The following is a 12,939-nucleotide window of genomic DNA, read 5'->3' on the forward strand; positions in this document are numbered from 1 at the left end:
TCGTCGTTAAAAATTAAAACAGATAGGCGCTTCAGCAACCATGTATTTGAACTACTTCGGGTTAAATGACAATCCTTTTTCGATTGCGCCTAACCCCGATTATTTGTATATGAGCCCAAGGCACAAAGAGGCTTTGGCCCATTTGACCTTTGGCCTTAGAGAAAGCGGTGGTTTTGTAATGCTCACCGGAGAAGTGGGCACGGGAAAAACAACGGTATCGAGAAAACTGTTGCAGCAGCTACCCGATAATACGCAGGTAGCCATGATTTTGAATCCAACCTTATCCGCCCTTGAGCTATTAGCAACGGTTTGTGATGAGCTAGGCTTGGCTTATACACCTGAAAAAGCAAGCCTTAAGTATTTCACCGATTTGATTTTGTCTAAGTTAGCAGAGAATCATCAGTCAGACATGAATACGGTACTAATGGTTGATGAAGCGCAGCATCTGTTGCCCGAAGTACTAGAACAACTTCGTTTATTGACCAACCTAGAAACGAATCGTGAAAAACTGTTAAAGGTGGTATTGATAGGTCAGCCTGAATTACAGCAGTTGTTAAAGCGTAATGAATTACGTCAGCTGGCTCAACGCATTACCGCTCGTTATCATCTGCTACCCTTAACTGCGCCAGAAGTCAGTGCTTACATAGCACACCGCTTAAGCGTGGCTGAAGGTGATATCAGTATTTTCAGTAAGTCTACATTGCGCGCGGTGCATCAAATTACTGGTGGGATTCCAAGGGTAATTAATTTGCTGTGCGATCGGGCGTTAACCTTATCTTTTACTAAGCAGCATGCGGTTGTGCAAAAGCCTATATTCTTGGCCGCGGCAGAGCAAATTCTAGGTGAAGATGTTGTTAGTCAGCGCGTGCAAAGCCAGCGTAAATGGTATCTCGCATCGGCGTTTGTTTTGGCCATCATATTCGGCTACGGGTTAGGGAGTTTGTATGTCTAATATCGTCGCCATTGAAAATTTAGTGCCCGGTATGGTGATTGTTCAAATTACCAAGCAAAATGGGCCAGTTAAAATTAGAAAGTCGGGTTTAGTGACAAGCGATGCTATGGTGCAGGGCTTGTCTGAAATGGGCGTGCAAGAGGTAGAAATAGATCCTGAGCAAACCGTGGAAATAGCGCCGACAGTTCATCATAGAACTCAGACCCAAGCTTTGCTTCGGGGCGAGCACGACACTACCGCCAAATTTGATAAATCCCTAAACGAGCAGTTTAATCGAAGCTTGTTTTTACCCACAGTAGAAGGGCTTCCGTCAGCATGGAAGCTTTACACCAAGCAAGTTGCGCTTTTTGCCGTCGTTATTCTTGGTGGTTTATGCATTGGCTTTTCCGCCGCTACGGCAAAACGCTGGTGGCCAATGCTAACTGCACCCGCTTCTGTACCGGTGGCAGACTCTGAAAGCTCAGTTTCACAGGTTGAAGCAAGCGGAGGCGCTTCAGCGCTTACGGCCACGCAAAGTAGTAATGAAGCACCAGGCACTTCAAGCCACAAAAGTGAACAGGTATCTTCTAACATTCAGGGAAGTGGGCAAAGCGCAGGTTTAAATGAAACTGCTAACACAGCGGTAAATGCCAACGTTAGTAACGGCGTTGCAGCTCAGCAAGGCACGCAAGCGAACGCTATGGTAAATAACCAGTCTGTTGGCAACTTAGCTGCAACGCAAAATACTGATTTAGGTGCAGTTCCAAATACAAACCCAATCACAAATACAAACCCAAACACAACAGGTACTCAGAATCGCTACAATAACGACGTCTCCCAACGTTCTAGCGCCGAGCCAAGTAGTGGATATGAGCGTAGCTCTTCAATGGATACAAGACAAACTGAGACTTCAGGGAATTATGAAGGGAGAGTATTAAATGAAGCTACGTCTCAATCTGACGTATCCGTGTCACCAGAACTCATGGCTCGTTTTAATGCTGCCGTTGAAGCGCTAGACTCAAAGGCACAAGATAATACACCCGCTGAAGAGCAAGCAAGGGTGACGGTTAAAGACGAACTACCCCGTGTAGATCAGTTACCCGTTCGCTTGTTAACACGACTTCCTACCATGAACTTTAGCGCGCATATGTATGCGTCTCGTCCTGCCGATAGATGGGTGAGAGTCAATGGCCGTCAAATAGGTGAGGGCGACTGGATTGCCGATAGAGTGCAAATCGTCAATATTGAAGCGCAACGTGTGGTGCTTGCTTTCGAAGATGAGATTTTTACTATGGCAGCATTAACCGATTGGTAATTACTATCTGTTAGTTCCAAAAAACACTAACAATAAATACAAAAAAGGCCCTTTAAAAAAAGGGCCTCTCGCTGGTTAAACTGTGTTTTCTACAGCGGCATCTGATTGATGAAAACGTCTTTAAAGAATTTTGGTAAGTTCAAACTAAACTCTTCGGGGCGAACGCCTGACACAATCTCATCGTCGTACTGACTTAAATCAACGCGTTTCACTTCATTGAAATGCTGCGACGTCACGCTGTAAAAGGTCATAACGTGAGGGCTTACGGGGTCTTTAGGGTTGATTTTGCTAACAATACCTAATTTACCGCTCTTTAACCTCACTAAGGAGCCAACAGGGTGCACGCCAATACACTGGATAAATTGTTTTACCAATTCTTGGTCTAAGTTCTCTGTCGCAGTTAGTCGCTTTAGCGCCTGAGTAGGCGTGATACTGTTTTTGTGCGTACGATTAGATGTCATGGCATCGTATGCATCCACAATGGCAGCAATACGCGCGAACTCTGAGATTTCGTCACCAACCAATCCTCTCGGGTAGCCGCTTCCATCAACGCGCTCGTGGTGCTCTTCAATAATGCGTAGTGATAGGTCAGAAATATCGCCACACTGTTCAACTAGGTCTGCACCAATTTCAACGTGGGTTTTCATCACTTCCCAATCATCACTGGAAAATTCGCCTGTGTTATTGCGAATTTCATCTGGCAGGGAAGACATGCCGATATCCATCAATAGGGCGCCTAAACTCACTTGCTCTGTGGTATCTCTGTCATAGCCAAGAAACTCACAGAAAATGCCGCTTAGTACACTGCAATTAATACTGTGCTCAAGAAGGTACTGGTCGGTATCCTTGATCATAGTCAGGCAGCTCAGCGCATCTTTATTATCAAATACACTTTCGATCAGGCTTTGCGACAGCGACTCCATGGGAGACAAATCTTTTACCGCCCCATTTTTAAGCGACTTTAAAAAGCTGCTTTGAATGGCAATTGCGCTGCTGTAAAGCTCGTTGGCTTCGTTAATTGAATCACGACCCACTGGCTTAACAACCGGTTTAGTCACTTCAGGCTCTTTTTCTTTAGCTGGCTCGGGCAGCTTAGATTTCGCAAGATCTACTTCGACGCTTAAAATACCTTTCGATTTTAGACTATCAATAATGGCTTGGGTTTTCACAATGCCTTTAGAGCGCATTTTAAGTGAACCTGTTTGTTCAAGTACTTGATTGACGTACATTCCTGGCTGCAAATCATCAATGGGTACCTGTTCTAGCATTATCTCTCCTGTGAGGCACAACGTTGCCATAGCCTTCAATTACAATAGAAACGAATAGTACGATATTCCAGTGAAAAAAGTGAGGAGTTTATTAGTCTTTAGTATAGCTAGAGTCGGCGAATGTAGGATTACCGAATTCGTGAGAAAACGCGTGACGTGTAAATGTGCCGAGAAGTTGCTTATGGCTCAAATCAGGTGAACTGATATTTTTATTGCGGATTGGTATTAGGCGTCTTGATGCGAAGTTAAGGTAGAGGCATAGATGAGAGAAATAAACAGGGTGCCATCTCTCGACAGCACCCATGTGTCATGCTAGGGCGTTGTTAAGCGCTAAAGCCCCACGCTTTTACAACCACGCGGGCTGTTTATCTTCGAAGGCTTCTATAGCACTTGTGAGTTCAAGCGTTTGACCGATAGCATCTAAGCCTTTAATAAGGTTGTTTTTGTGATGCTCAGCAATATCGAAGCTGAAGCTTGTATCGTTAAAACTTACTGTTTGCGCTGGAAGATCAACGGTGATCTTAGTTGCTGGGTCTGCCTTCACTGCAGCAAACAAAGCGTCCATTTGCTCGCTTGATAATGCCACAGGCACTAGCTGATTATTAATGCAGTTGCCGTAAAAAATATCAGCAAAGCTGGTGGCAATAACCGTTTTAAATCCAAAGTCGGCAAGTGCCCACGGCGCGTGTTCTCGGCTTGATCCACAACCAAAGTTTTCGCGAGCTAGCAACAGACTCGCACCTTTGTGCTCAGGCTTATTCAGCGCGAACGCTGGGTTTGGCTCTTTCTCTTCTAAATCCAAATAACGCCAGTCGTGAAACAAATGTTTGCCGTAGCCAGCACGCGTTACGCCAGTTAGAAACTGTTTTGGAATAATTTGGTCGGTATCGACATTGGCCTGATCAAGCGGCGCAGCAATGCCTGTGTGTTGTGTAAAACCTTGTTCAGACATAAGTTACTCCTGATAATCTCTAACGTCAGCAAAGCGACCGGTAATTGCAGCAGCGGCAGCCATTGCTGGGCTTACCAAGTGAGTGCGCGCACCACGGCCTTGACGGCCTTCAAAGTTACGGTTACTGGTAGAGGCACATCTATCGCCTGCCACTAGCTTGTCGTCATTCATACCAAGGCACATAGAGCAACCTGGCAACCGCCACTCAAAGCCAGCATCGATAAAGATTTTATCTAAGCCTTCTGCTTCAGCTTGGCGTTTAACGTTACCCGACCCTGGAACGACAATCGCAGTCACTGAATCGGCGACTTTACCGCGCTTGGCGATTTGTGCCGCTGCGCGCATATCTTCAATACGACCGTTGGTACATGAGCCGATAAATACGTGGTTTACTGCAACGTCAGCAAGCTTTTCACCGGGTTTTAACCCCATATACTCAAGCGCTTTTACTGCGCTCTCTTTTTCAATCGGGTCACTGAAGTCTTCAGGGGCAGGTACCGGTGTATTTACGCCAATAACCTGGCCTGGGTTAGTGCCCCACGTAACCTGAGGAGCGATATCTGCCGCTTCAAGTTCAACCACAGTGTCAAAGGTTGCGCCCTCTTCGGTATAAAGGGTTTTCCAATAAGCGACAGCGTCTTCCCAGTCTTGACCCTTAGGTGCGTATTCGCGGCCTTCAAGGTAGGCGAAGGTTTTCTCGTCTGGTGCAACAAGGCCAGCTTTCGCGCCAGCTTCAATACTCATGTTGCACACCGTCATGCGCTCTTCCATGCTCAAACCGCGGATAGCTTCACCTGCGTATTCGATAACATGGCCAGTAGCGCCAGCGTGGCCAATTTTGCCGATAATGGCAAGAATAATGTCTTTTGCGGTAATACCGACAGGAAGCTTGCCATTTACGTTGATAAGCATGCTTTTCGCGCGGCTTTGTTTCAACGTTTGCGTGGCCAATACATGCTCTACCTGAGAGGTACCAATACCAAATGCCAGCGCACCAAATGCACCGTGGGTTGCAGTGTGTGAGTCACCACACACCACCGTCATACCAGGCTGAATTAAACCTAATTCAGGGCCCATAACGTGCACGATACCTTGCTTTTGGTGGCCCACTGGAAATAGCTGAATGCCGTGTTCTTCACAGTTTTTTGCCAAGGTTTGTAGCTGAAGCGCATTTGCCGGACCACAGGCATCAATTGCCAGTGAACGGGTTGAAATGCTGTGATCCATGGTGCCAACCGTGCGATCAGGGCGTCGTACTTTACGGCCTTTTTCATTAAGGCCAGCGAATGCCTGAGGTGACGTCACTTCGTGAATTAGGTGACGGTCGATATAAATTAAGCTGTCTTCACCGATTTGGTCAATAATGTGGGCTTGCCACACTTTGTCATATAAGGTCTTGGCCATGAGGTTGTTTTACTCCTGCGCCATTAATTGTTTAACGATTTCATCGCCTACTTGCGACGTGCTTGCCGCTTGGCTGCGTTTATCTGCAGGTAATAACTCGCCCGTAAGTACTCCTGCTTCTAGCGTTGCCACTACTGCTTTTTCAATTGCGTCGGCAGCATCATTCAAGTTCATGCTGAAACGCAGCATCATGGCGGCCGATAAAATTTGTGCGATAGGGTTAGCAATGCCTTGGCCTGCAATATCTGGGGCCGAACCGCCTGCTGGCTCATAAAGGCCAAAGCCTTCCTCGTTCATGCTTGCCGATGGCAACAAGCCCATAGAGCCCGTCATCATAGCGCATTCATCAGAAACGATATCGCCAAAAAGGTTTGAACACAGCATCACATCGAACTGCGCTGGGTTCTTCATTATTTGCATAGTGGCATTGTCGATGTAGATATGGTCAAGTTCTACATTTGGATAGTCTTTTGCGACTTCTTCAGCAATTTCACGCCATAAACGACTGGTTACCAGTACGTTAGCTTTGTCCACTGAAGTCACTTTGCCGCGACGCTTCTGTGCTGCTTCAAACGCTGCAATAGCAATACGGCGAATTTCACGTTTACTGTAACGCATAGTGTCATACGCGAATTCTTCTTCGCCTTCACCTTCTCGGCCCTTCGGCTGACCAAAGTAGATACCGCTGGTTAACTCGCGCACTACCAAAACATCTACGCCTGATTTAGCAATGTCTTCACGAAGGGGAGACAGGCTTTCAAGGCCCGGATAAATGCGAGCTGGGCGCAAGTTGCTGAACAGGTCAAAATGACTGCGAAGGGTAAGTAGTGCGGCACGCTCAGGACGTTGCTCTAACGGCAAGGTGTCCCACTTAGGGCCACCGATACTGCCAAACAAGATCGCATCGGCTTGCTCACAGCCCAAAAGCGTTTTTGAGGGTAGCGCTTCGCCTTCAGTATCAATGGCGTAGCCACCTACAGGATATGCAGTACGGTTGAGGGTGACGTTAAACTTCTTTTCAACAGCATCTAAAACCTTATTGGCTTCCTGCATAACTTCTGGGCCGATACCGTCTCCGGCTAATACGGCAATTGAATACTGGCTCATTTATACTCCTGCAACGCGTTCTTGTTGATTTTTTTGCTGATCAATTTGATCGGCTAAATATGTGTTGTTTAATACAAAGATAAGGGCTTTAACGCCGGCTTCCACAATATCTGTAGCCAAGCCGATTCCATGGAAACGACGGCCTTTATATGTAGCGATAACGCTCACTTGCGCCAAAGCGTCGGCACCTTCACCTTTTGAATCTAATTTAAAGTCGACAACTTCTAAATCTTCGTGACCTAGTATAGACATGATGGCCTTATAAGCCGCATCTACCGGGCCGTTTCCAATGCTAGACTGGGTAATTTCTTCAGTGCCCACTTTCATTTTAACGGTGGCGCTTGGAATAATTTCACGCCCTGAATTCGCTTGAAGATAAAGCAACTGGAAGTGTGCTTGGTCGTGCTTTTGCTTATCGAAGAACAACAAGGCTTCAAGGTCGTAATCGTATACTTGGCCTTTTTTATCCGCTAACTTTAAGAATGCGTCATACACCGCTTCTAAGTCATAGTCTTCGGTTTTATAGCCAAGTTCGGTTAAGCGATGCTTAATCACATGACGGCCAGAACGTGACGTTAAGTTTAGGTTGTTCTTATTAATACCCACACTTTCTGGAGTCATAATTTCATAGGTATTTTGCGCTTTTAAGACACCGTCTTGGTGAATACCAGATGAATGGCTAAACGCATTCGCGCCAACAATGGCCTTGTTTGATTGAACTGGCATGTTACAAAGCTGGCTGACTAGCTTAGATGTGCGCGATATTTCGGTAGAATTAATGTTAGTTTCAAAGCCCAACATGTTCTTACGGGTTTGCAAGATCATAGCAATTTCTTCAAGTGATGCATTACCAGCACGCTCGCCAATACCGTTTATCGTACATTCAACCTGTCTGGCACCTTGCTCAACAGCTGCTAATGAATTTGCTACCGCTAAGCCCAAGTCGTTGTGACAATGCACTGAAATGGTTGCTTTATCGATATTTGGAACGCGATTAAACAATTGCTGAATAATACCGCCAAACTCTGTAGGTGTTGTGTAGCCTACGGTGTCCGGAATATTCACCGTCGTCGCGCCAGCGCTAATAGCGGCTTCAACCATTCGGCATAGGTAATCAATATGGGTACGCCCCGCATCTTCACAGGAAAACTCTACATCGTCAGTATACTTACGTGCATGTTTCACCGCGGCTACGGCCATATCTACAATTTCATCTTGTGACTTGCGAAGCTTGGCACCTACGTGAATCTCTGACGTTGCGATGAAGGTGTGAATTCTGAATTGCTCAGCAACGCTTAATGCTTGTCCGCATGCATCAATATCACCCGGCAATGCGCGAGATAGGCCACAAACGATGGAGTTCTTAACTTCTTTGGCAATCATTTGTACAGAGCGAAAATCGCCCGGTGACGATACAGGAAAGCCTGCCTCAATGATGTCAACGCCTAACCGTTCGAGCGCCAGCGCGATCTGCAATTTCTCTTTGGCACTTAGGCTTGCAGGTAAGGCCTGCTCACCGTCTCGCAATGTGGTATCAAAGATCTTCACTTGATTTGTCATGACGCTCTCTCAGTTGAATAGTTAAAAAAAAACCCGTGCTTGGCACGGGTTTTTGTGAAATTAAATCGCTGGTCGCAATCTACCCGTGCAGTCTGGCTGCCATAAGGAGTAGAGATAGAAGAAGGAAACGAATACGCATGAGCTGTTGTTTCTTTGCTGACCAAGTTGATAGCGACAATGTACCCATGTGGCATGAAGAGGTCAACCATTGTTTACGATAATGAGTATATTTTTCGTGTATAAATGCTTTCTTTTAATTATTTAGGATACTTGTCCTAACGATCTTGGCCTGAGAGCAACGTGACCAGTAACTACAGCCATTTATGAGGGGATTAATTTACTATATATGATGTTGGTTAGGATGTTTGTACTAAATTTGGCTGTGGAGATGCAAAAGAGATTGTGGTTTTTTATGCTAATATGCTGGGTTTTTATTCTTTTTGGGGCTTTGTTACCTATTAAGCAGCGTAAAGTTCTTCCAGTTGATTTGAGTCGATAAGCGCATTTCGCGAAGGGATAAGGCACGTGGTGAACGCTTGGATTTAAAGCTCCATGCGTGGCCACAGCATGCAGCGGTCATTATCGACTTTGAAGGCCGCAGCAGTATTTTGTTTTGAACTGAAAGTGCCGTAGCCGCTTCCAATTCATCGCGTAGTGTTGTTGAGTGAATGCATTCACCCGAGTTAGCAAACCATCCATTTTTGTTCAGATGGAGCTGGGTATTGTCTTGGTTTACCATATCAATGGAATCAAGCTCAATGTGAGAGCCTTCCATATTTAAAATTAAAACAGGTACAACAAGACCATACCTAGCGTTTTTCGTATACCACGCTTCTCGCTTTTCTACATCGTCTAAATGATTAATGCCGGGGCACTTTGCAGATTGCTTGGCATACCAACTTCCATTATGGGTATCTGTTTTTAGCGGGGATGGATTGTTTGCGATGCCATTACTAATCATATATCGAGCAATAGCTTTCACGTGATAAGGAAGCCCGCCCATTCGACGCTTTAGCAGCGATAGGTTTTTTATCCCGCTATGAGCTAGAGAGACGATTTCTCTTTCATACAGAGCAGTACATATTTCATTGAATTGAGGGTGGCTTCCGCCGAGTTCACCAGCTTCACTGAAAAAGCCAACTTGGGAGTTGGGCAAAGAGTGGGAAAGTTTGTCGCCTGAAGCCATCGGGATTATCAAATACCTGTCTAAAGTTATTTAACCCTAGCAAGATTAAGCGCTTGTTGCTACACGGTTTCATTAAACAATGCGAAAAATAGACACAAAAAAAGCCGCTATAGAAAGCGGCTTTTCATCATAATCTCAGGCGTCAATTATTGACCTTTGATTTCGCTACGGCCTTTGTAAGTAGCAGCGTCACCTAGTGCTTCTTCAATACGAAGTAACTGGTTGTACTTAGCAACACGGTCAGAACGGCATAGTGAACCCGTTTTGATTTGGCCCGCCGCTGTACCTACTGCTAGGTCGGCAATAGTGGCGTCTTCAGTTTCACCAGAACGGTGAGAGATAACTGCCGTAAAGCCCGCATCTTTTGCCATTTTAATAGCGTTAAGGGTTTCAGTTAGTGAACCGATTTGGTTGAACTTGATAAGGATTGAGTTACCAATACCGTTATCAATACCGCGCTTAAGAATTTTAGTGTTAGTTACAAACAAGTCGTCACCAACTAGCTGTACTTTGTCGCCAATCTTCTTAGTTAGGCTTGCCCAGCCGTCCCAGTCGCTTTCGTCCAGGCCGTCTTCAATAGATACAATTGGGTATTGTGAAGAAAGGTCAGCAAGGTAATCGCCAAACGCTTCTGAATCGAAGCTCTTGTCTTCACCAGATAGTACGTATTTGCCTTCTTTATAGAATTCAGACGCCGCGCAGTCTAGTGCAAGGGTGATGTCTTCATTCATTTTATAGCCAGCGTTTTCAACGGCTTCTACGATTACTGCAAGCGCTTCAGCGTTTGAGCTAAGATTAGGGGCAAAACCACCTTCGTCACCAACTGCTGTATTAAGACCTTTAGCAGACAGTACTTTCTTAAGAGCGTGGAAGATTTCTGCACCCATACGTAGTGCTTCTTTGAAGCTCTTCGCGCCAACTGGCTGTACCATGAACTCTTGAATGTCTACGTTGTTGTCAGCGTGCTCACCACCGTTGATGATGTTCATCATAGGTACTGGCATAGAGTATTGGCCAGATGTACCGTTTAGGTCTGCAATGTGCTCGTAAAGCGCTACGCCTTTTTCCGCCGCAGCCGCTTTAGCTACAGCAAGAGAAACTGCAAGAATTGCGTTCGCACCAAGGGTTTCTTTGTTTTCTGTGCCATCAAGGTCAATCATGATGCCGTCGATATCAGCTTGCGCTAGTGCGTCTTTACCGATAAGCGCTGGCGCGATGGTATCGTTAACTGCTGCAACTGCCTTTGTTACACCTTTACCTAGGTAACGAGACTTGTCGCCGTCGCGTAGCTCTAGTGCTTCGCGGCTACCAGTAGAGGCACCAGATGGTGCTGCAGCACGGCCCATTACGCCTGATTCTAAGTATACATCTGCTTCTACGGTAGGGTTTCCGCGTGAATCTAAGATTTCGCGTCCGATAATGCGACTAATTTTCGCCATGTTTTTTCCTCAACAATTGAATGGGGTGCAACGGGAGAGAGCACCCCTTTTATTAGAAATTAGTGATTTTCTTTCTGGTATTTTCCTGCCGCAGCAACGAAACCAGTGAATAATGGGTGTCCATCCCGAGGAGTTGATGTGAACTCAGGGTGGAATTGGCCCGCAATGAACCAAGGATGATCAGGGATTTCCACCACTTCTACAAGTCGCTTGTCAGTGGACAAACCACTTACCTTTAATCCAGCGGCTTCGATTTGGTCACGCAGGTTGTTGTTCACTTCGTAACGGTGACGGTGACGCTCATAAATTTCGGCATTACCATACATCTCATGAACTTTTGTACCTTCAATAAGGTGACATAGCTGACTACCTAAGCGCATAGTACCACCAAGATCTGAGTTTTCAGTGCGAGTTTCAGTTGTACCAGCTGCGTCTAACCACTCAGTGATTAGGCCCACAACAGGATAAGGCGTTTCAGGGTCGAACTCTGTGCTGTTCGCATTTTCCATACCTGCAACATTGCGCGCGTACTCGATAAGTGCTACCTGCATACCTAAGCAAATGCCAAGGTAAGGGACTTTGTTTTCACGAGCATAACGCGCAGCAGCAATTTTGCCTTCTATACCGCGCTCACCAAAGCCACCAGGTACTAAGATAGCATCAAGTTGTTCTAGAATTTGGGTACCTTTGCTTTCCACGTCTTGTGAGTCAATGTGGTGGATGTTCACAGTTAGACGGTTTTTAAGGCCAGCATGCTTAAGCGCTTCGTTAACAGACTTATAAGCGTCAGGTAATTCAACATACTTGCCTACCATGCCAATGTTAACTTCTGCAGTAGGGTTTGACTCTGCGTAAAGTACTTGTTCCCACTCAGATAAGTCGGCTTCTTCACACTCAAGACCGAAGCGGTCTACAACTAGCTGATCCATGCCTTGTGCTTTAAGTGCAGCAGGGATGCGGTAAATGCTGTCTACGTCTTTCAAAGAAATAACGGCTTTGTCAGCAACGTTTGTGAATAGGGCGATTTTCGAGCGCTCACTGGCCGGCAATGCACCTACTGAACGACAAACGAGAATATCTGGCTGAATACCAATAGAGCGAAGCTCTTTTACCGAGTGCTGCGTAGGCTTAGTTTTTACTTCACCTGATGCTGGCATATAAGGTACTAGCGTTAAGTGCATGAACATAGCGCGTTCACGACCTACTTCGGTACCTAGCTGACGAATTGCTTCCAAGAAAGGTTGTGACTCGATGTCACCTACGGTTCCGCCCACTTCAACAATAGCTACATCATGACCTTCAGCACCTTCAATTACGCGGCGCTTAATTTCATTGGTGATATGAGGGATAACCTGAATTGTTGCACCAAGGTAATCACCGCGACGCTCGCGCTTTAATACTTCTTCATATACACGGCCGGTAGTGAAGTTGTTGCGCTTGGTCATGCGGGTGCGAATAAAACGCTCATAGTGACCAAGATCAAGGTCGGTCTCAGCGCCGTCATCGGTAACAAATACTTCACCATGCTGGATAGGGCTCATAGTGCCTGGGTCGACATTGATGTAAGGGTCGAGTTTTAACATGGTTACGGTGAGACCGCGAGCTTCCAGAATTGCGGCCAACGATGCTGCAGCAATACCTTTACCTAGCGATGAAACTACACCACCGGTGACGAAAATATAATTTGTCATGCGAAACCTAGAACGTTTGGGTTGTATGGTAAATATAGGCTGAGTTTAGAACAAAACCAGCTACACTTTGGACGGGGCGATAGTAT

Annotated in this window: 10 protein-coding genes; 2 read left to right on the forward strand and 8 right to left on the reverse strand. The window is 46.0% G+C overall.

What is annotated here, in order from left to right; all coding sequences use genetic code 11:
- Positions 1–40: 40 nt before the first annotated feature.
- Both MHN09_RS00135 and MHN09_RS00140 read left to right on the forward strand, forming a co-directional pair.
- Entirely contained in the window at positions 41–952 is a 912-nt protein-coding gene (locus MHN09_RS00135; RefSeq protein WP_239238492.1) for an AAA family ATPase, read from the forward strand.
- Positions 945–2,246 carry a general secretion pathway protein GspB gene (locus tag MHN09_RS00140; protein WP_239238494.1) on the forward strand — a complete coding sequence of 434 codons (1,302 nt, stop codon included), beginning with the start codon at positions 945–947 and terminating at the stop codon, positions 2,244–2,246. Before MHN09_RS00135 ends, MHN09_RS00140 begins: the two co-directional genes overlap by 8 nt.
- A gap of 89 nt (positions 2,247–2,335) precedes the next feature.
- On the opposite strand, the gene MHN09_RS00145 is transcribed toward MHN09_RS00140, so the two are convergent.
- The 8 genes from MHN09_RS00145 to MHN09_RS00180 all read right to left on the reverse strand — a co-directional run bounded on the left by MHN09_RS00145 (position 2,336) and on the right by MHN09_RS00180 (position 12,853).
- Complete coding sequence (locus MHN09_RS00145; protein ID WP_239238496.1) at positions 2,336–3,514, reverse strand: HD-GYP domain-containing protein; 1,179 nt, start codon at positions 3,512–3,514, stop codon at positions 2,336–2,338.
- Between the two features lie 346 nt (positions 3,515–3,860).
- Positions 3,861–4,466, reverse strand: coding sequence for a 3-isopropylmalate dehydratase small subunit (leuD, locus tag MHN09_RS00150; RefSeq protein WP_014948483.1), 606 nt, complete (start codon positions 4,464–4,466; stop codon positions 3,861–3,863).
- Positions 4,467–4,469: 3 nt separating this feature from the next.
- Entirely contained in the window at positions 4,470–5,870 is a 1,401-nt protein-coding gene (gene leuC, locus MHN09_RS00155) for a 3-isopropylmalate dehydratase large subunit (RefSeq protein WP_061094370.1), read from the reverse strand.
- Between the two features lie 9 nt (positions 5,871–5,879).
- On the reverse strand, positions 5,880–6,977 hold the full coding sequence (gene leuB, locus MHN09_RS00160) for a 3-isopropylmalate dehydrogenase (RefSeq protein WP_131135945.1): 1,098 nt from the start codon (positions 6,975–6,977) through the stop codon (positions 5,880–5,882).
- The gene (leuA, locus tag MHN09_RS00165; protein WP_014948485.1) at positions 6,978–8,537 is read right to left on the reverse strand and encodes a 2-isopropylmalate synthase; all 1,560 of its coding nucleotides are present in this window, start codon (positions 8,535–8,537) and stop codon (positions 6,978–6,980) included.
- 451 nt (positions 8,538–8,988) lie between these two features.
- Positions 8,989–9,723, reverse strand: a complete 735-nt coding sequence (locus tag MHN09_RS00170; protein WP_239238498.1) for a hypothetical protein — start codon at positions 9,721–9,723, stop codon at positions 8,989–8,991.
- A gap of 146 nt (positions 9,724–9,869) precedes the next feature.
- The gene (gene eno, locus MHN09_RS00175) at positions 9,870–11,162 is read right to left on the reverse strand and encodes a phosphopyruvate hydratase (RefSeq protein WP_014975823.1); all 1,293 of its coding nucleotides are present in this window, start codon (positions 11,160–11,162) and stop codon (positions 9,870–9,872) included.
- 59 nt (positions 11,163–11,221) lie between these two features.
- A complete protein-coding gene (locus MHN09_RS00180) occupies positions 11,222–12,853 on the reverse strand; it encodes a CTP synthase (RefSeq protein ID WP_239219969.1) in 1,632 nt (543 codons plus the stop codon).
- Positions 12,854–12,939 lie beyond the last annotated feature (86 nt).

The organism is Alteromonas sp. MmMcT2-5, from assembly GCF_022348315.1.
GTDB lineage: Bacteria > Pseudomonadota > Gammaproteobacteria > Enterobacterales > Alteromonadaceae > Alteromonas > Alteromonas macleodii.

What these genes read in the sequence shown, in the direction of transcription:
- leuB (WP_131135945.1), bottom strand. Translation starts at nt 6,977, where the DNA reads ATGAGCCAGTATTCAATTGCCGTATTAGCCGGAGACGGTATCGGCCCA.
- MHN09_RS00140 (WP_239238494.1), top strand. Translation starts at nt 945, where the DNA reads ATGTCTAATATCGTCGCCATTGAAAATTTAGTGCCCGGTATGGTGATT.
- MHN09_RS00135 (WP_239238492.1), top strand. Translation starts at nt 41, where the DNA reads ATGTATTTGAACTACTTCGGGTTAAATGACAATCCTTTTTCGATTGCG.
- leuA (WP_014948485.1), bottom strand. Translation starts at nt 8,537, where the DNA reads ATGACAAATCAAGTGAAGATCTTTGATACCACATTGCGAGACGGTGAG.
- MHN09_RS00145 (WP_239238496.1), bottom strand. Translation starts at nt 3,514, where the DNA reads ATGCTAGAACAGGTACCCATTGATGATTTGCAGCCAGGAATGTACGTC.
- MHN09_RS00180 (WP_239219969.1), bottom strand. Translation starts at nt 12,853, where the DNA reads ATGACAAATTATATTTTCGTCACCGGTGGTGTAGTTTCATCGCTAGGT.
- leuD (WP_014948483.1), bottom strand. Translation starts at nt 4,466, where the DNA reads ATGTCTGAACAAGGTTTTACACAACACACAGGCATTGCTGCGCCGCTT.
- MHN09_RS00170 (WP_239238498.1), bottom strand. Translation starts at nt 9,723, where the DNA reads ATGGCTTCAGGCGACAAACTTTCCCACTCTTTGCCCAACTCCCAAGTT.
- eno (WP_014975823.1), bottom strand. Translation starts at nt 11,162, where the DNA reads ATGGCGAAAATTAGTCGCATTATCGGACGCGAAATCTTAGATTCACGC.
- leuC (WP_061094370.1), bottom strand. Translation starts at nt 5,870, where the DNA reads ATGGCCAAGACCTTATATGACAAAGTGTGGCAAGCCCACATTATTGAC.